General features: G+C 53.9%; 18 protein-coding genes. 5 read left to right on the forward strand and 13 right to left on the reverse strand.

The window, feature by feature from the left end:
- Positions 1-64: 64 nt before the first annotated feature.
- From MHI43_RS30815 to MHI43_RS30835, 5 genes are all read left to right on the forward strand, one after another.
- Positions 65-589 (forward strand): PadR family transcriptional regulator, encoded by a 525-nt coding sequence (locus MHI43_RS30815; RefSeq protein WP_036659349.1) that lies wholly within the window; start codon positions 65-67, stop codon positions 587-589.
- An 88-nt stretch (positions 590-677) separates the two neighbouring features.
- Complete coding sequence (locus tag MHI43_RS30820) at positions 678-1,403, forward strand: ABC transporter ATP-binding protein (RefSeq protein WP_036659351.1); 726 nt, start codon at positions 678-680, stop codon at positions 1,401-1,403.
- A gap of 24 nt (positions 1,404-1,427) precedes the next feature.
- Positions 1,428-2,198, forward strand: coding sequence for an ABC transporter permease (locus MHI43_RS30825; protein ID WP_015737898.1), 771 nt, complete (start codon positions 1,428-1,430; stop codon positions 2,196-2,198).
- Between the two features lie 329 nt (positions 2,199-2,527).
- Complete coding sequence (gene serS, locus MHI43_RS30830) at positions 2,528-3,829, forward strand: serine--tRNA ligase (protein WP_036659352.1); 1,302 nt, start codon at positions 2,528-2,530, stop codon at positions 3,827-3,829.
- Between the two features lie 444 nt (positions 3,830-4,273).
- On the forward strand, positions 4,274-5,311 hold the full coding sequence (locus MHI43_RS30835; protein ID WP_036659353.1) for an LLM class flavin-dependent oxidoreductase: 1,038 nt from the start codon (positions 4,274-4,276) through the stop codon (positions 5,309-5,311).
- Positions 5,312-5,381: 70 nt separating this feature from the next.
- On the opposite strand, the gene MHI43_RS30840 is transcribed toward MHI43_RS30835, so the two are convergent.
- From MHI43_RS30840 to MHI43_RS30900, 13 genes are all read right to left on the reverse strand, one after another.
- Positions 5,382-6,140 carry an SDR family oxidoreductase gene (locus tag MHI43_RS30840; RefSeq protein ID WP_036659354.1) on the reverse strand — a complete coding sequence of 253 codons (759 nt, stop codon included), beginning with the start codon at positions 6,138-6,140 and terminating at the stop codon, positions 5,382-5,384.
- Between the two features lie 106 nt (positions 6,141-6,246).
- On the reverse strand, positions 6,247-6,999 hold the full coding sequence (locus tag MHI43_RS30845; protein WP_036659355.1) for a glucose 1-dehydrogenase: 753 nt from the start codon (positions 6,997-6,999) through the stop codon (positions 6,247-6,249).
- A gap of 17 nt (positions 7,000-7,016) precedes the next feature.
- Entirely contained in the window at positions 7,017-7,448 is a 432-nt protein-coding gene (locus MHI43_RS30850; protein ID WP_009592716.1) for a MarR family transcriptional regulator, read from the reverse strand.
- Positions 7,449-7,917: 469 nt separating this feature from the next.
- Positions 7,918-8,559: a nitrite reductase gene (locus MHI43_RS30855; RefSeq protein ID WP_036659357.1), complete on the reverse strand. Its 642-nt coding sequence runs from the start codon at positions 8,557-8,559 to the stop codon at positions 7,918-7,920.
- A gap of 83 nt (positions 8,560-8,642) precedes the next feature.
- A complete protein-coding gene (locus MHI43_RS30860) occupies positions 8,643-11,075 on the reverse strand; it encodes a heavy metal translocating P-type ATPase (RefSeq protein ID WP_081746234.1) in 2,433 nt (810 codons plus the stop codon).
- A 36-nt stretch (positions 11,076-11,111) separates the two neighbouring features.
- On the reverse strand, positions 11,112-11,312 hold the full coding sequence (locus MHI43_RS30865) for a cation transporter (protein WP_015737908.1): 201 nt from the start codon (positions 11,310-11,312) through the stop codon (positions 11,112-11,114).
- 284 nt (positions 11,313-11,596) lie between these two features.
- Complete coding sequence (locus MHI43_RS30870) at positions 11,597-11,920, reverse strand: metal-sensitive transcriptional regulator (protein WP_036659366.1); 324 nt, start codon at positions 11,918-11,920, stop codon at positions 11,597-11,599.
- A gap of 246 nt (positions 11,921-12,166) precedes the next feature.
- Complete coding sequence (locus tag MHI43_RS30875; protein ID WP_036659370.1) at positions 12,167-14,245, reverse strand: alpha-glucuronidase family glycosyl hydrolase; 2,079 nt, start codon at positions 14,243-14,245, stop codon at positions 12,167-12,169.
- A 193-nt stretch (positions 14,246-14,438) separates the two neighbouring features.
- The gene (locus tag MHI43_RS30880) at positions 14,439-15,455 is read right to left on the reverse strand and encodes an endo-1,4-beta-xylanase (RefSeq protein WP_036659371.1); all 1,017 of its coding nucleotides are present in this window, start codon (positions 15,453-15,455) and stop codon (positions 14,439-14,441) included.
- 19 nt (positions 15,456-15,474) lie between these two features.
- Complete coding sequence (locus MHI43_RS30885; RefSeq protein ID WP_268745054.1) at positions 15,475-15,597, reverse strand: hypothetical protein; 123 nt, start codon at positions 15,595-15,597, stop codon at positions 15,475-15,477.
- A gap of 19 nt (positions 15,598-15,616) precedes the next feature.
- A complete protein-coding gene (locus tag MHI43_RS30890; RefSeq protein WP_036659372.1) occupies positions 15,617-16,552 on the reverse strand; it encodes a carbohydrate ABC transporter permease in 936 nt (311 codons plus the stop codon).
- Positions 16,553-16,604: 52 nt separating this feature from the next.
- The gene (locus MHI43_RS30895) at positions 16,605-17,468 is read right to left on the reverse strand and encodes an ABC transporter permease subunit (RefSeq protein WP_235201604.1); all 864 of its coding nucleotides are present in this window, start codon (positions 17,466-17,468) and stop codon (positions 16,605-16,607) included.
- Positions 17,469-17,736: 268 nt separating this feature from the next.
- A complete protein-coding gene (locus tag MHI43_RS30900; protein WP_015737913.1) occupies positions 17,737-19,422 on the reverse strand; it encodes an ABC transporter substrate-binding protein in 1,686 nt (561 codons plus the stop codon).
- Positions 19,423-19,657: the final 235 nt, after the last annotated feature.

Raw genomic sequence — 19,657 nt, forward strand, 5'->3', positions numbered from 1 at the left:
AACGTTGGATATTCAGTAATGGAATTCATCATTCTTCACACACATCCTAAGGAAGTGATCCTACATGACCAACCTCATCCTGCTTTCATTTCTTCGCCAGCGTCCGATGCACGGATATGAAATCCAGCAGCTCATTCAGGCAAGCCGTATGGACCTGTGGACGAATATCCTGTCCGGTTCGATCTATTACGCGCTGAACAAGATGGAAAGCGAGGGGTTGATTGCAGCCACTGCCGAAGAGCGAACCGGCGCGAGACTCCGCAAAATTTACAGCATCACGAATGAAGGTGAGAAGCTATTCCAGCAGATGATCCGCGAGACGTTGACGCTTCCTCCCCACACCGTCAAATCCGACTTTTCGCTCGGTTTGGTCTGGATCGAGGACATTCCTAAGGAGGAAGCGGTGGAATTGCTGGAGAAGAATCTCAAGCAAGTGGAGGAATCGCTGGCCCAGTGGCGTTCGGGTAAGGAAATCAAGGGCCAGTACGGCTTATCGAAGATTGCCCTTGCCACCTTCGATAATGCGATTTCGATCCTGGAACAGGACATCGCCTTTCTCCACAAGATCATTGCACTCGTTCAAGAATAAGCCTCAGCTTCAGCTGCGGCTTTCATTTTCGGCTAATATCCAACATTGGATATATAACATTGGTCAAATAAGGAGCGTGAAACGCAAAATGACGTCAACTACACTCATTCAAGCAAGGGGATTAAGAAAAACCTATGAGCAGCGGAGGGTCGTACATGATGTGACTCTAAACATACGGGAAGGCGAAGTGCTGGCGATCATCGGGCCGAACGGCGCGGGGAAGTCGACGACGCTGGATCTGGTGCTGGGTCTGCGCCGCCCCGATGCCGGCTCGGTCACCTACTGGACATCCGATCCTTCGCCGCATATCGGGCTTCAGCTGCAGTCCACTCCCTTCTTTCCCGGATTTACCGCCATAGAGAATCTGCGCATGTTCGCCGCCTTCTACGGCAAACGTCTCAGCGGCGCGGAGCTGATCCGGCACCTGGACCGCTGCGGACTTGCGGAGGCTGCCAGAACCGATGCGCTCAGACTCTCCGGGGGGCAGCAGAAACGGCTCGCCATTGCCATGACGCTGGTCCATGACCCCAAGCTGCTGTTCCTCGACGAGCCCACCGCTGCGCTGGACCCGCGGGCCCGCCGGGATATCCGGGAGCTGATCCGTTCACTGGCGGATATCGGCACCTCCATCGTGTTCACCTCGCATGACATGGAGGAGGTCCATAAGCTTGCCACCCGGTTGGTGCTTATCTGCGGTGGAAAGGTGAAGGCCTCCGGCACGCCGGATGAGCTGCTCAGTCGTTACGGCACGGACAGCCTGGAACAGCTGTATATCCAATTGACCGATGAACTCGAAAATGGAGAATGCAAGTAAAAAGAAACCTTAGGAGGAATCGATATGCGTATGATTATGGCAACGATGCTGCGGAGCATGTTCCGCGACACCCACACCCTGGTTTGGAACATCGTTTTTCCAATCGCCATACTGGTCGGATTGGGTCTTTATTTCCATGATGCGACCTACTCCCACCGACTCCTCGCAGGCGTGCTGACAACCAACATCCTGTTCGGGGCCACTATGGTCACCGCTTTTAACGTCATGGCCCAGCGCAACCGGGGCATCTACAAGCTGCTGCGGGCGACACCCTTTCGAACCGTCTCCTTCATTGCCGCAATGACAGGGGCACGAACCGTGCTGGCCCTGCTCGTCAGCGCCTGCGCGATTCTCATGAGCCTGCTTCTGCTTGGGGTGCAGTTGAGCCTCACGGGACTGGCGCTGATGCTGCTCGTACTGCTGATCGGCTCCGCGTGTTTTACCGCGCTCGGTTTTCTGGCTGCCAATCTGTCCAGGGACGAAGGCAATGTCAACATGATCTCGAACTTGATGAGCTTTCCGATGCTGCTGACCAGCGAAGCCTTCTACTCCTTGGAACATGCCCCATCATGGGTCGTCACCCTGGGGCAGCTGCAGCCGTTTCACCATCTGGTCGATGCCATGGCGATCGCTGTCCATCCGCAGGGAGATATCGCCGGCATATGGATGCCGCTCCTCATCCTGACCGGCTTTACGATCCTCATTCTCGGAGCGGCGGCGTGGACTTTCCGCTGGGACGCAGAGCAGCCTGTCAGCTGGAGGCAGGGATCCGCGAAGAAAGCGGCGTCGACGTAACGGCGTACAAAAATCCGGTTAACCCCTTGTATAAAAGACATCTCATGCGGTATACTGAACAACAATATAAGCATCAGGCCGATGATGAGCTTCCAACTCTGAGGCGTTCTCGTCAAGGGGATTCGATCTACACCCGATCAGCCGTCCCCCTAAGTTAACCGGACCCGCCCGTTATCGCGGAATCAAAGTGGATTGAACGCAGGCCGACATGTTCCCTGGTCAGGTTACGGTTCAATCAATTTGGGTGGCACCGCGAGCGCATAAGCGTCCCTCGTCCCATATGGACTAGGACGCTTTTTTATTTTTTAGGGCAAAGGAGCGCGGTGATTATGTTAGATATGAAATGGATCCGGGAGAGCACGGATCATCAGGAAGAATTGCAGCAGGTGGCTGACCGGAAAGGCATCGCCCTTTCGGTTGCCGAGCTTGTCCGGCTGGATGACCAGCGGCGTACGCTGCTGTTAGCCGTGGAAGCATTGCGTCAACAGCGTAATGCCATCTCGCAGGAGATCAGTGCCCTGGTGCGGCAAGGCAAACCGGATGAAGCGGAACGGCAAAAACAGCAGGTCAAAACCATCAACGAGGAACTAGACCAGCAGGAAACGTTATACCGGGAGGTTAACGAAGCTTATAGCGAGCTGCTTATACTCGTACCGAATATCGTGTCGCCGGACACGCCTGTGGGAGCCTCGGATGAGGACAACGTGGAGATCAGACGAGTAGGCGAGCTCCCCGTGTTTGATTATCAATTCAGGGACCATGTCACGCTCGGGGAACTGCACCGCATGGTCGACATTCCCCGCGGCGTCAAAACCGCTGGCACGCGCAGCTACTACCTGACAGGCATCGGCGCAATGCTCCATCGGGCCGTTCAGCAGCTGGCGGTGGATATGCTGGTCGCCAAGGGTTTCATCCTTATGGATGTACCGTTAACCGTAAGGACGGAGGCCATGCAGAATACCGCCTTCTTCCCGCTCGGTCAGGATCAGGCCTTTCAAATTACGGAGCAAGATAAATGGCTCGTCGGTACCTCGGAGGTGCCGTTGGTATCGTTCTACTGCGGGGAAATCGTCGATGTAGCGGAGCCGATTCGCCTGGCAGCAGCATCGCTTTGCTTCCGGAGCGAGATTGGCTCGGGCGGCCGGGACGTCCACGGCCTCTATCGGGTGCACCAGTTCGCGAAGGTGGAACAGGTCGTTCTCTGCGAAGCCAGCACGGAGGCCTCGGAGCAGCTTCTGCAAGAGATTACGGCCAATGCCGAGGAACTACTGCAGAAGCTCGAATTGCCTTACCGGGTCGTTGCCGTCTGTACCGGGGACATGTCGCAGAAAACATACAAACAATACGACATTGAGACATGGATGCCAAGCCGCGGAGCTTATGGGGAGACCCACTCGTCGTCGAATCTGCTCGACTTCCAGGCGCGCCGCTCGAACATCCGCTACCGGGACGCGGAAGGCAAGCTGCGCTACTGTCACACCCTGAACAATACGGCCGTGGCTTCGCCGCGAATTCTCATCCCGCTGCTGGAGAACCACCAGCAGCCCGACGGTTCGATCCTCATTCCGAAGGCGCTCAGGCCTTACATGAACGGGATGGAGCGGATTGAGCTGCCCAACGGAGCGGAATAAGGACACCATCAGCTTATTATCTAACGTTCAACAACGCAGCCATGTGATGGCTGCGTTGTTTGGTTTTTTCGAACTCATATTATGTGAGAAGCTGCATAGAAACTCCTTCATTAAAAATGCATGAATAGGGTTTGGCGATACTTAGACCAGCTTAAAAAGCATATACTATATGGATGAGCTGCATGCCGATTTCGAATCTGCAAGCTTTCGGCAAAGCTAGACCATTCGATCATCGCAAGAAAAATTTCCGCTAAACGCGGTCTGGCTTCTGTGAAAGTACATCGATGTACATTTTTCTTATGGATTAAGTAGGTATATAATGTTCGTTATATAGAGATACCATTTTTCGATAGATGGATTTCATGTCCGGCGTCCGTTCGACCGGGTGCCCGTCTCTATATAGAATACTTACCGTGCCGTGCACGAATAAGGAGGTCATTCCGTATGACAGAAGCAAATCTTGACCATACAGCGTCCAAAACGCTTCGCGATATCCCGATTTCCATCCTCGATCTGGCGCCGATTACAGCGGGCAGCACAGCTGCACAGTCGCTGCGGAATACGCTTGATCTGGCTCAGCATGCCGAGAAGTGGGGCTATAACCGCTACTGGCTTGCCGAACATCACAACATGCCGGGGATCGCCAGCTCGGCCACTTCGGTGGTCATAGGCCATGTGGCCGGAGGCACCAGCAAGATCCGCGTCGGATCCGGCGGCATTATGCTGCCGAACCATGCTCCGCTTGTCATTGCCGAGCAGTTCGGCACCCTCGAATCCTTGTATCCCGGCCGGATCGATCTAGGTCTTGGCCGTGCGCCGGGTTCAGATCAGCTGACCTCCCGGGCGCTCCGCCGCGGCCCGGGCAGCGACGGCCAGGACTTCCCGGACCGCCTCGGCGAGCTGCGGAATTACTTCCAGCCTACCTCCGGCTCGTCCATGCGCATCCGGGCGATTCCGGGGGAAGGCCTGCATGTTCCGATCTGGCTGCTCGGCTCCAGCGGTTTCAGTGCGCAGCTTGCGGGTCAGCTGGGGCTTCCGTTCTCTTTTGCTAGCCACTTTGCTCCGGACTATCTAATGGCTGCGCTCGATCTGTACCGGACCAGCTTCCGCCCTTCATCCGAGTTGAGCAAGCCGTATGCCATGATCGGCGTGAACGTGATCTGCGCCGACACGGATGAGGAAGCGCAGCGCCTGGCTACCTCGCCGTACCAGCAGTTCCTGAACATCATCCGGGGCCGCACCGGCCAGCTGAGTCCGCCGGTGGACAGCATGGATGATCTGTGGAACCTGCAGGAGCAGGCCATCGTGAAGCGCCAGCTCAGTTTTTCCGCCATCGGCAGTCCCGCAACCGTCCGCGCGCAGCTGGAGCAGTTCCAGCAGTCGACGGACGCGGACGAAATCATTGTCGCGGCCGCGATCTATGATCATCAAGCGCGCCTCCGTTCTTATGAGCTGCTGGCGGAAGTCGTCGGCATCAAATAAACGTCATGCCAAAAAGACCAGTCAAGCCCGGAATCCCGGTGCCTGACTGGTCTTGTTTTCAATCCGGATATTACAGCGTCAGCCCGCCATCAATCGTAACCAGCGAGCCTGTCATGTAGCTGGAGCCCGGGGAAGCCAGGAAGGCAACCACGTTTGCGATTTCGTCCGCCTCAGCCGGACGGCCCATCCGCATGTTGCCCACTTCCTCAGGCACGTAGCCGCCTTCCATGAAGGACTTGGCCACCGCTGCGGTCAGCGGCGTCTGAACGCCGCCCGGGCAGATGGCGTTCACGCGAATGCCCTGCTTCACGTATTCCAGCGCAGCTGCCTTGGTCAAGCCCACAACCGCGTGCTTGCTTGCCGAATATGCGGCGGCACTGTGTTCACTGCGGATGCCCGCCGTGGAAGCCGTGTTCACGATATGTCCGCTGCCCTGTTCCTTCATGACCTTCAAAACATACTTCATGCCAAGGAAAGCGCCCTTCACATTCACGGACATTTGACGGTCAAATTCGTTCTCGTCGATATCGTCCAGCATGGAGAACTTCTGCACGATACCTGCATTGTTGAAGAAGAAATCGATTCGGCCGTAAGCTTCAACCGCCTTGTTCACATAGTTCTGAACATCCTCGGTTTTTGTCACATCCGCCTGCACGAAGATTCCCTCTCCGCCTTGCTCCTTAATCAAGCGCAGCGTCTCTTCGCCGGTTTCCTTGTTGAAATCCACGAGCACAACCGCGGCACCGTTCTCAGCCAATTTCAGACTGGCGGCTCTGCCGATCCCGCTGGCCGCGCCGGTAATGACAGCAATCTGTTGGTTATCGGACATGAAACAACACTCCCCTTGATGAAAATAAATATAACGTCTGACTGAGCTTGTGTCCTTATGATTCAAAACATCGACAGCTTATGAACAAGCTGAATGAATGTCCGGCTTACTTCGCGAAATACCCACCGTCGATCGGCAGCTCGACGCCTGTAATATAAGAGGACTCGTCGGATGCCAGGAACAGCACGCCGCGCGCGATATCTTCCGCTTTGCCGAGTCTTGGCAACGGCGTCTGGGATTGGAACCACTGCATCATTTTTTCGTCCTTGAAGAGATCCACGGTCATTGGCGTTTCGATGTAGCCCGGGTGAACCGAGTTGCAGCGGATGTTATGCTTCGCAAAGTCAACGGCCGTGGCTTTGGTCAGCATGCGTACCGCGCCTTTGCTTGCCGTGTAAGGACCGGCGCCGCTTCCGCCCGTCAGGCCGGCAATGGAGGAGATGTTGACGATGGAACCGCCGCCGGCTTCGATCATGTGCGGAATGACATATTTTTGACCGAGGAATATGCTCGTGACGTTGATCGACATCGTCTTCTCCCAACCTTCGACCGTCAAATCCATGAACGGCGTTGCATTGGAGACACCGGCATTGTTGACCAGAATATCGATTTTGCCGAATTTTTGAACCGTCTCGTCCACGACGCGGACCCAATCTTCTTCGGAAGCAACGTTATGCTTGATTCCCAGCGCTTCGCCGCCGAGCGCTTCAATCTCAGCGACGACGTCTTTGATTTTGTCCTCCTGAAGGTCCGTAATCGCTACCTTGGCCCCCTCTTGCGCAAACAAAAGAGCGTCAGCTTTACCCATGCCTCCAGCCGCACCCGTAATAATCGCTACTTTATTGTCTAATCTCCCCATATAAATACCTCCTAATGTTAGTCGTTGGATTGGCTGTCCATATGGGACTGCCCGATCTTAAGCTGCAAATGCTCGATCATCTTCTCATACGAAGCGATCAAGACATCCATCTCCTGATCCGAGAAATCCGACCATAAGCCTTCATTCAATTCACGGTACTTCGCAATCATCCGGGCTTCCACCTCGCGTCCCTGCTCCGTGATCCTAAGATAGACTTGACGCCTGTCCTCGCTTGACGCTACCCGTTCAATATAACCCTTGCTCACCAGCTTGTTGCTCAAGTTGGTGACAGCCGACAGCGTAACATTCAGGGCATTGGCAAAATACGAGCTGGTCTGCTGCCCCTCATACGCCAAGGTCTGAAGCACGTAATACTGGGGGCCGGTCAAATCATTGTCCAGAATCTTGGCATAGTTCGCCACAAGCGTCATCATCTGACGGGCTACCATGTTAGATAAATGCTCCCGCTTATCCAGTTTCATCACCTCGATGCTTAACGAAGTCCCACACTTATATATTACGAAATTAAATAGTTAAAAGCTTTTAACAATTCAAATTGTATACCCTTTCACATCGCTCGTCAACCACGATAAAATGCCCGATTTGGTGGTTATTCCCACATTCACGCCCGATGAAAACCCGTCTATATATTAAAATGATTCAACTTGGCCGAGCTGGGCAAAGATGCTGCTGCACTGCCAATCTGCCAAATAAAAAAAGAGCACCCGCAGGTGCTCTTGAAAGTATATCCATCGTTGCTTCGGCGTAACCCTCTAAACTACACATGTTACCTTGAAGAATAAAGAAGATGTCATGGTGGCGCCGAGCTGGACTCCGACGGATGGGAAGAACTCCAGTGCCAGCCTCCACCAACAAAAAAAGCACCACCCTGAGGTGATGCCTTTCATTGTCCTTCGTTCATCCTGCCGTATCCATCCGCGCATCCAGCGTGGATTGGCGGAGATGATCCAGTGTCATGCGCTCAACGAAACGCGAGAACCTCTCTTTTTTCTTGCCGTGCTCCTGGTAGATGGCGATCAGCTTCAGGATGATCGGAGCCAGCCGATCCGGCGTCAGATCCGTATGGAGCTGCTTCGCCAGTAAAGCCTTCAAGCCTCTCGGCTCCCCGCCTACATAGATATCGTAGGTATTTCGCATCTTGATAACGGCAATATCCTTCAGCAGCGGCTCGCTGGTGCCGAGCGCGCAGCCTGCGTACCCGATCTTTAGCGGATTGGGTACGGGATGGTCGGCGATAGCTTCATCCAGCATCTTGGCAACATCCAGTCCCGAATCCTCCGCCCCCCGGCAAAAGTTGCAGGTAATCAGGCTCTTGGAGACGAAGCCGGCGGGATGTACCTCCAGTCCGGCGGCTTCCAGCTTCGCCTTGGCTTCCTCCACCCGCTCTTCATCCATCTCCACGTACAGCTGCTTGAAGGTTGTCATCTCGATGCGGGCATCATCGCCTACGATGGACCCCAATACGGCCAGCTGATCCGGGCGGAACAGCGTTCCGCCCACTTCAAAGCCGGGGGTCACAGCAAATTTTTGCATGGCCAAATGTCTACACTCCCATCAAGTCACCCTAATATCGTTTTCTTGCTTGGCTACCAACATACTCTATATAAAAGGCCTGCCTCCCGTTATACCTTCATCCGCTGCAGACGAAGGGCATTCAGCACGACCGATACGGAGCTAAGTGCCATGGCGGCCCCGGCCACCCAAGGCGCCAGAAGCCCAATGGCGGCAATCGGAATGCCGAGCGAGTTGTAGCCCAAGGCCCAGAACAGGTTCTGACGGATGTTGCTCATCGTCTTGCGGCTCATGTAAATGGCGTCCGGAATGCTGTTCAGGTCGCCCTTCATCAGCGTAACGTCGGCGGCTTCCATGGCCACATCCGTACCTGTGCCGATGGCCATGCCGATATCGGCAACCGCAAGGGCCGGCGCATCGTTAATGCCGTCGCCGACCATGGCGACCTTCTTGCCCTGCTGCTGGAGTTTCTTCACTTCATCCGCTTTGCCCTCCGGCAGTACCTCTGCAAGCACATGGTCAATGCCAACCTGTTTGGCAATGGCCTGAGCCGTGCGTTCGTTGTCGCCGGTAATCATGATCACTTCAATACCCATTTGCTTCAGCCTAGCAACGGCAGCCTTAGACGTCTCCTTGATGGTATCCGCTACGGCCACAAGACCGGCATATCGGCCGTCTACCGCGGTAAGCATAGCGGTCTTACCCTCAGTTTCCAGCTCCGACATTCTGGTTAGGACCGCATCGATCGGCACGTTATGCAGTGCCATCAGCTTGCGAGTACCGACCAGAACTTCGTGTCCTTCAACGCTGGCCTGGATGCCGTAGCCTGGAATCGCTTCAAAATGCTCAGCAGTCGGAAGCTTCGTTCCTTTCGCCTCAATCCCGGCCACGATCGCTTCGGCAAGCGGATGCTCGGAGCTCTTCTCGGCAGCTCCGACCAAACGCAGGAACAGCTCCTGATCGATGTTATCGACTTCCACATCGGTCAGTTCAGGCTTGCCTTTCGTGACCGTTCCTGTTTTGTCCAGAATAATCGCGTCGATTTTGTGCGTGGACTCCAGATGCTCCCCGCCCTTGAACAGAACGCCCAGCTCTGCGGCACGGCCCGAACCCGCCATGATCGAGGTCGGCGTAGCCAGACCCAGCGCGCACGGACAAGCAATAACCAGGATTGCAATGGCAATTTCTAACGATTGCGCGAAATTACCAGGCGTTACCCAGAAGTACCATACGAGGAAAGCAACAATCGCAATGCCGACCACGATCGGAACGAAAATGCCGGAGATGACATCGGCGACCCGCTGAATCGGGGCCTTAGAGCCCTGCGCTTCCTCAACCACCTTGATAATTTGGGCTAGAGCGGTCTCTTTGCCCACCTTCGTTGCTTCAAGCGTCAAGCGTCCGTTCTTGTTAATCGTGGCGCCGATGACGGCATCGCCCGCTTTTTTCTCAACCGGAATGCTCTCACCGGTCAGCATCGACTCGTCTACCGCCGAAGTGCCCTCCACGACTTTACCGTCCACCGGAATTTTCTCACCCGGCTTTACCAGTACGAAATCACCCACCAGGACCTGTTCCACCGGGATGGTCATCTCCTGACCGTCACGAACGACCAGCGCCGTTTTGGCTTGAAGACCCATCAGGGTTTTAATGGCCTCTGAGGTACGGCCTTTGGCCAGAGATTCGAACAGTTTCCCCATAATGACCAGCGTGATCAGCACCGCACTCGTTTCATAGTACATTTCAGGCCCATGGTGTGCGTTTGCTCCGGCAGCGGCCCAATCGATCGTTAAATACAGGCTGTAGAAATAGGCTGCCGAGGTACCGAGTGCGACCAGAACGTCCATATTGGCGCTTTTGTTGCGGAGAGCCTTATAAGCTCCCACATAGAACTGTTTCCCGATAAAAAACTGTACCGGCGTTGCCAGGATCAGCTGGAACCAAGGGTTCATGAACAGATCCGGCATCCAGATCCAGGAGGTGAAGGAGAAATGGCTTACCATGGCCCAGAGCAGCGGCAGCGACAGAATCGCCGACAGGAGCAGCTTCCGCTTTTGCTTGGTGATGGCCTCCTTGCGGTGACCTTCCTGATCAAGCGTCTCCTGTTTGGAAACCGCCTGATACCCGAGCTTCTCCACGCGCTGTTGAATATCGCTAAGGCTGACCTCGGCGGGATTGAATTCCACCCGGGCCGTCTCCAGTGCAAAATTGACGTTGGCCTGATTAACACCTGGCATCCGGCTAACCACTTTTTCGATTTTCGTAGCACAGGCCGCACAGTACATGCCAATCAGCTGAAGGTCCACCGTTTCCTTTGCTGTTCCGTAACCCAGCTTTTCGATTTTCTCTTCCATCTGCTGGACGGTAACCACATTCGGATCAAATGTAACCGACGCTTTTTCCAGCGCAAAATTCACATTCGCTTCCTGGACGCCCTCCATTTTGCTAAGACCCTTCTCAATCCGATTCGCACAGGCGGCACATGTCATACCCGTTAACTGCAGCGACGTTTTCTTCTGTTCCATTGTTGCTTCTGCTCCCATCTTCTCCTCACCCCTCTTCATCCTCGTGCCGTTTGGTTAAACTACGTTATATCCTTGTTCCTCGATAATTTCTTTAATTTGATCCAAATTGACTTTGCCTGTGTCATATTTCACGGAGACCGTGCCTGCCTTCAAATCCACGTGCCCCTCGATGTTCTCATTCTTTAAAGCTCCTTCAATGGAATTCACGCAATGCATGCAGGACATGCCTTCTACTTTGATTGTTACCTGTTCCATAATCAATCTCTCCTTTTGGTATTGGATTTATTAGGGCTCTGTAACAGCCAAGCCCGAATGAGTTATCAAACTCGTTGTTCTCATTTCTTGATGTTAGTATACCCCCCTACCCTATAATTAGTCAATGGGTTTTCTCATTTTTTTTGAAAAACATGGCCGCGCTATGATGAAACTGCATAACCGTGCGGTATTTCTCCACTTCAACAAACAATTACTGCCACCTTCCCAAGGTGGCAGCTCCATGGATATTCATCGTAATCGGATAGCCCCAGCAGGAAACTCCGTTACTTCATCAGTTTATTCATGGTGGTTAACAGCTCGGTAATGACCTCATCGTCGCCTTCCTGCAGGCGCTCCACCACGCAGCTCTTCATATGATGCTCCAGCAGCAATTTGCTGACGCCGTTCAAGGCCGACTGGATCGAGGAGATCTGGTTTAACACATCGTCACAGTACGTATCCCTCTCAATTAAGCCCTTCACGCCGCGGATCTGCCCTTCAATCCGGTTCAACCGGCTGATGAGATTGCTTTTCGTTTTGTCCGAATGATGGCTCTTCCGTTCACCGGTTACTGCGCATGCATCATGTACATGGTTCTCGGTTGTCATACCCATTCCCCCCTTGATCACGTTACTTCTTCTTATTCTAACCCTAGTATATCATATAGCCCCCCACCCTATAAAGCCCAGCTTATGGAATGAGATTGCGGAACATTTTGCCGTGGGGGCATGTCATCTACAGTATATGCTTGTACCCGCGATAATTTTCGGCCCATGAAAAAGGGTGCCTCATCAGGCCAGCAGCCTGATGGGGCACCCCCCTATATTTCCGCATACGGAAAAACCTGAGCTCCATTAATAAATCGTCCGCCCCTGCGCATCCGGCACGCCGGATTTGCGGTAAAAATACGTATTGATCACGTCCCGCCAGTGCTTGGCATGCTCGGCCTGGTCAGCTAACCGTTCGGTGACTTGGGTTAAACGCTCCAGATCGACCTTGCCTTCGAGCGATGTCCAGGCTTTCAGGAGCCCGGCCGCAGCTTCCGCACCTTCGAAGTGCGTGTCATAGATATGCTGAATCACCGTTTTGCCGGATTTCAGCACATGCGAGTACGGCACATGATGAAAGAACAGCAGCAGCTCGTCAGGGCAATCCTCCAGCGAATCATATCGGGCCGCATTCGGCTCGAAATACTGTGCGGTGTACCCCGTGCCCGTCGCCACCGTGCGGTCCACCCCAATACCGTCCCGATCCGCGAAATGGTAGGTGCCCCACCTTGAATATTCATAACCGTCCACATCCGGTCCGTAATGCGTATGCGGCGTAATCATCCAGCCCACCCCGAGCGGCGACGTGTAGCTTTCATAGATCGGCCACGATTGCATCAGCATGCCGCACACCACAGCGACCACCGTCTCATCATTGCCGAAGGTCAGCCTCGTCCATTCCTTCGCGATCCCTTCGGCGGACATATCCGGATTCCAGACCAGCCGGCCGAATCCATACAGATTCGCCTGTGCCAAGGTGTGACCCGTCCAATTCTCATCATTCCCGATGTTGGAAACGGCGGCGATCCCGCTGTATTTCATGCCGTGCAGCGAACCGTCCACGATCTTCTTAACCTCGGACCCCGTTCCGTTCGCGTAGGTATCGAAATTCAGCACCTCTTTCCACTGCGGCACCAAATAGCATACGTGGCGCTGCTGTCCGGTATATTCCTGGGCGATCTGGAACTCCAGCACCTGATTGGTCTCTTTCATGCTGCCGAACAGCGGGGATACCGGCTCCCGTACTTGGAAGTCCATCGGTCCGTTCTTGATCTGCAGCAGCACATTGTCCTTAAACCGTCCGTCCAGCGGGGTAAAATGATCATAGGCCGCCCGCGCGCGGTCCGTGCTGCGGTCCCGCCAATCCTGCATGCAGTTGTAGACGAAGCAGCGCCAGATGACAAGCCCGCCATGCGGTTCCAGCGCTTCGGCCAGCATATTGGCGCCATCGGCGTGGTCTCTGCCATAGGCGAACGGGCCCGGACGGTGCTCCGAATCCGCCTTGACCACAAAGCCGCCGAAGTCCGGTATATGATCGTAGATCTCATCCGCCGTATCCTTCCACCACTGCCGAACCTCTTCGTTCAGCGGGTCCGACGTGGGTACGCCGCCGATATGCAGCGGAGCGGCGAAGTTTATGCTCAGGTACAGCGTGATGCCATATTCCCGGAAGATATCCGCAATCTTTGCAATCGTCGGCAAATATTCCGCGGTAATGAACTTCGTCTCGATTTCATGCACATTGACGTTATTAATGGAGATGGCATTCAGGCCCACGGAAGCTAACAGACGGGCGTAGTCTCTTACGCGATCCAGATTTTCGGTGAACCGTCCGTTTTCGTAAAAAATCGAGTTGCCCGAGTACCCCCGTTCAACCGAGCCGTCGGCATTATCCCATTGATTTATCATCCGCACTCCGTTCACAGGCTGCTCGGTTATGTTCAGACCGGTCAACGGCTGGTGGGATGCCAGCAATCTCAATAAATGAAACACCCCGTATAACACGCCTTTCCCGGATCCGCCGGTCAGGATCAGCTTCTCCTGCTGCCCATGGCCTGTATGCTCCAGCCGAAAACCCTCTGCGCCCAGCCGGGCTTTCCCCGCTCCCATCAAATCTTCCCCAATCTCTTCCGTGCCCTCTTCGGCGTCTGCCGCATGAATACGCACCTCGAAATAGGATGAAGCCTTGGCCTCGGATGTGATGGACGGTACGATGCCGAGCATGGATCGACATGCATTCCTCAGTTCCTGGATCGCAGCGTTTGCCACCCGCGACTGCTGCAGATCCGCAACCACGGTGCCTAACAGTCGGCTGTAAGCGGCAGCAAGCTCCTCGTCCTTAATGGGCGCATACTGCAGCCACGCTTGATATAAAGTACTGTTCAACGTAATTTCCCCCTTCTTGGGCCAAGGTTAACGTTTCTCCCCAGCATCTCACTGTTTTCGACTCCTGCTTCCTTAAGGACTAACATGCAGACGCCGGTCACAAGGACCGGCTAGATGACAAGCTGATGGCGTCTTCTGCCGCCTATATTATCGCTGTCGTTATCTAAAATGATGGGTTCAACCCCTAAAATCCTTACACTTTGACCATACGCTCCACCAAGCGATGAAACGCCGGTTTCGGCTGATGCCGCTCATCGAACAGGAAAGGCCAATTCTTCCGCCCCCGTACCGGGAAATTGTCCAGCCAGGTGTAATCGTCGGCAGCACCCCAGAAGGTCACGGACGTAATATAATCCCGGTATTCCTTCAATATGCCGAACATCGCTTCATACCGCTTCGCTTGAGCCTCCAGCAGCTCCTCCGGCGCCTCGGTCAGATCCTTCCGCTTGTCGTCGAACCGGAACATCGACACATCGAGCTCCGTGAGTTGAAGCTGCAGGCCGAGCGACGCGTACTTCTCGATCGCCGCCCGGATATCGTCAAGATCCGGATCGTACAGATTCCAGTGGGCCTGCAAGCCAACGCCGTGAACAGGAGTTCCTTGATCCAGCAAAGACTTGATCAGCGTGTAGATTTTGTCCCGTTTATTCGGGTGGGACTCATTGTAATCGTTATAGAACAAGAGGGCCGACGGATCGGCTTCATGCGCATACTCGAATGCCTTGGAGATAAAGTCGGGGCCCGCAATGTCCAGCCATTTGGACGGACGAAGAAGTTCGGCGCCTTCATCGGCGATTACCTCATTCACGACGTCCCAGGCGTAAATATCGTCCTTGTACCGCTTCACGACCGTGTCGGTATGCGACTTTAGCCGTTCGTACAGCGTGTCTTTATCCACCAGGCCCCCGTTCTTGTCCTCGAACAGCCAGTCGGTCGTTTGGTTATGCCATACCAGCGTATGGCCGCGCATCTTCATGCCATGCTTCCGGGCGAAAGCGGCAAGCCGGTCCGCGTCCTCGAACGTGTACGTATCCTCCGCCGGGTGCACGCTGACAAACTTCATTTCATTTTCCGCCGTAATGCTGTTGAAATGGTACGCTAGCAATTCCTCCTGCGTTTCGATCGTCCTCGGGTTCGCGGCCGCTCCGATGAGAAAGTCATCCGCGAACATCTCCTTAAGCCTGGGTTCACTTCGCTGCGTGTTGGACATATCCAATCCCTCCTTAGAATTAAAGATAATAGCAAAATTGATCGTTGATGATCGTGATGCGGCGGCATCCGTTGGTCGACGGACATCCAGACATGCCGCGGACCACGCACCGTGCGACAGGGAGCAGTCGTACGGCGTACATCTTTAGCAACTCCCGCAGCTTAACCTTTCACCCCGCCAAGGGTCATCCCTTGCACGAAGTATTTTTGCAGGAACGGGTACACCAGAATGATCGGCACGCTGGCCACAATGGTCATCGTCGCCCGAATGGAGGTCGGCGTAACCTGATTCGCGCCGCTTTCCGAGCTTGCAAACTGGCTTGCATAATCGTTGCCCGAATTCAGCGAGGAGTTGGAATTCTGAAGTATCTTCATCAGCTCGTATTGCAGGGTGCTAAGCTCGCCGTACGAGGAGTTGTACAAGAACACGTCGAACCAGGAGTTCCACTGGGATACTGCCGTAAACAGCGATACCGTGGCAAGCACGGGCACGCACAGCGGAAGCACGATTTTCAGGAAGGTCGTGAATTCGCCGGCGCCGTCGATCCGGGCCGATTCCAGGATCCCCTCAGGCAATCCCTCGATGAACGAGCGGATGACGATGACGTTGAATACGCCGATCAGGCCCGGAATGATGTACACCGAGAAGGTGCCCAGCATGCCCAATTCGCGAATCAGCAGGAAATTCGGAATCAAACCGCCGCTGAAATACATGGTCAAAATGAAGGCGATCGACACGAATTTGCGCAGCACGTATTCCGGACGGCTGATCGTGTAGGCCACCATGGCACAGCAGAATACGGAAGTGATCGTACCGATCAGCGTACGCAGAACCGAGATGAAGGTAGCGTGGAATATCGTGGCTTCGTTAAATACATATTTATAATTCTCCCACGTGAAATCCCGCGGCCATAAATAAATGCCGCCTTTCACCGAATCCGTCGCATTGTTGAAGGAAACCGCGAGCGTATTGATGAACGGGTACAGCGTGACAATCATGAGACAGATCATGAAGACTATATTAAAGGTATCGAATAACCGGTCCGCGGGAGACTTAAACCGGGCATGGGCTCGCGGTGCATCTGAAATCTTCGCCATTTGAATCCTCCTGTACGTTTTCTGATAGAGAACGGTCCTCGCAAGCTTTCGCTTAGAACAATCGGTCTTCGCCCAGTCTCTTCGCGATATGGTTAGCCGTGAACAAGAGTATGAAGCTGACGACCGTCTTGAACATGCCGGCTGCAATCGAGAGCGAGAAGTTGCCCATCTGAATACCGTATTTCAGCACGAAAATATCCAGGTTCTCGGAATAATCCACGTTCATGCCGTTGCCAAGCAAGTATTGCGGTTCAAAACCGGATTCGAGCAGGTTGCCGATATTCATGATCAGCAGGATGATGAATACCGGCTTCAGACCCGGCAAGGTGATGTTCCAGATCCGTTGAAAGCGCCCGGCGCCATCGATTTCCGCCGCCTCGTACTGCGAGGGATCGATCATCGTCATGGCCGCCAAATATATAATGGTGTTCCAGCCGACATTCTTCCATACTTCCGAAACACCGAGTATTCCCCAGAAATATCCCCCTTCCCCAAGCCATAGGATCGGTTCCTTAATGATCCCGAACCACATGAGGAGTTCATTGATAATCCCGCCGTCTGCGGACAAGGCCGTCGAAATAATGCTCGCAGCCACAACCCAAGAGATGAAATGGGGCAAATAACTGATCGTCTGCACGACCCGTTTGAACATCAAATTACGCAGTTCATTAAGCAGAATCGCTAACACAATCGCCGTCACGAACCCTAAGACAAGGTTGATGAAGCTCATGGCGAGCGTGTTGCGCATGACCCGGAGGAAGTGTTCGTCCTGAAACAAGAAGGTAAAATGCTGCAGGCCTACCCATTCCTGATCGAATATCTTCTTCGCCGGTTTAAAATCCTGAAACGCGATGGTCCAGCCCCACAGCGGCATGTACTTAAAGACAAACAACCATATCAAAAAAGGAATCGACATGAAGACCAGCGCCTTCTGCTGCAGCAGCTTCCGGAAGAAGCTTTTTTCGCCTGAAGGCCGTCCATGATTCAAACCAGTATCGTTTTTTCGTTGTTTATTGAAGAAACCTTTCGATACCGCCGGCGTTTCACGTAGCGCCGTGGTCTCTGCAGGTCCAATCGGGTTCGCCTTATCCACGGTTTCTTCTCCTTCCTATCCAGCCCTGGTAGAGGAGGGACGGATCTGGGCCATTTCGGCGGTCCGCCCCTGTTCGCCTCTCCTTCATCTATTATTGTCCTTGGGCATTTGCGATTTTCTTGGCTACTTCCTCGGTGATCAGATCCTCGTATCCCTTCACGTCCAGCTTGCCGAACTCGCCCACGTATTCGTTCCAGATGCCGTCAAACTCGGCAGGGCTGGCAAGAACCAGTTTCGGGAAGTATTTACGCTGCAAATCGCTTTTCTTCTGCGTGAAGATTTGGGCCGGCGAGCCCTGATCGATCGGAATGCTCCAAGCCGGGTACCAAGGACGGTCGTCCGGTGCCGCAAACAATTGCGAGAAGGAATCGATGTCGTATGCTTCAAGCAATGTCTTGTCCGGTTCGGAGTAGGACATTTTGGCAACCTCAGGCTGGCGTCCCGCACCCACGGAATTACCGTCAGGAAGCGTAGATCCGTTGCCGTAACGAGGCCAGTTGTATTCAAAGTACTTGAAACCGAACGATTCGCGGAAGGCTTCCGTATTGGTCTGTGCAATCTGCTCTTCCGTACGGTAGAAGCGGCCGTTCTCATCGACGGAATACGTCTCGTCCTTGATGCCCCAGTTCGACAGAATCTGGTTCTCGTCCGTCAGCAGGTTGTTGAAATACTTCACAATGCGCTCCGGATCCTTCGCGCTGACGGAGATCCCGACGCCGCGGTTGTTCACAAAGGATGGCGGATCCAGATACTGATCCTTGGTATTCTCATCGTATACGATCGGCAGCGCCATGTATTCGAGATCGTCGTTACCCGATTTACTGGCTGTTTCGCGCAGATTGTTCATCGCTTGGCCTACCTGCCATCGATAATCGAAGAAGCCAAGCACCTTACCGGAAGTCAGTTTGGCAAGGTATTGATCATAGTTGTCCACGAAAGAGGATTTATCGAACAGGCCTTCCGCATTCAGCTTGTTCAGCTCCTGCAGGTACCGCTTCGTAATGTCGTCGTCCGCGTAATCATTCGCTACGTGAGTCTCCATGTCGATGATGATGCCGCCATCGTTCGGATAGCCGGCCAAGTGCATCGGGGCATTGGTCAAGGCAAAAAATTTATCCTGCGTCGTCAGCGCCAGATATCCGGTCAAGCCTTCCTCCGGATGTTTCTTCACATAGTCGCGAATCAGGGCCAGGTATTCGTCGAAGGTCTTGATTTTCGGATAACCCGCTTCCTTCAGGACGCGGCGTTGAATCCAGAATGCTCCTTGCTCGATATTCGGAGCCGACGTGTACTCTCCAACAACCGCGCTCAGCGGCAGGAAGTAGATGTTGCCGTCCTCGGCTTTCATCAGGTTGTAATAAGGCTCGTACACCCGCTTGATGTTAGGGCCGTACTTATCGATCAGGTCATTGAGCGGAATGAAGGCGCCCGCCCCGACCAGCTTATCGATTGAGCTCCCCGGCACAATCACATCGGGATAGTCGTTACTGGCAATGAAGGTTCCCACCTTGGTGTTCTCGTCTCCTACCAAATGCTCCATTTTAAAATTCACGCCGGTTTGGTCTTCGAAAATTTTACCGATGGTGGTTTCGTTCGTATTTTTGTCTTTACCGGCTGCCGCGTTGAAATAGGTGAAGGTGACCTTCTCTTCTTTCTTCTCGCCTTCGCCGCCGGCTGCCGGTGTATTATCCGCTGCCTCTTTACTGCCGCCGCATGCTGCCAGAAGCGATACCATCATAACCACGGTCAGACAGCTCAGCCAAAATTTCTTGTTCATGCTCTTGACCTACCCCTTTCGGTCTCGTTAATTTGTAAGCACTTTCATTATAAGAGAGCTCTGGGACGATTTTCACCCGTCAATCTTTAGGTGATACTTTGAAAACTATAGAACCGTATCCTTAGCCGTGAAAAATGGCAGCTCCGCAGCCAGCCTTCTCCCCTGCACTTCCGCCGACTAACGAACAAATCCTGCTAGGGTCACTCCGATTCGGAATGCCACAGCAGGATTTGCC

Source organism: Paenibacillus sp. FSL H8-0457 (genome assembly GCF_038051935.1).
GTDB classification, from domain to species: Bacteria; Bacillota; Bacilli; order Paenibacillales; family Paenibacillaceae; genus Paenibacillus_AQ; species Paenibacillus_AQ lautus_A.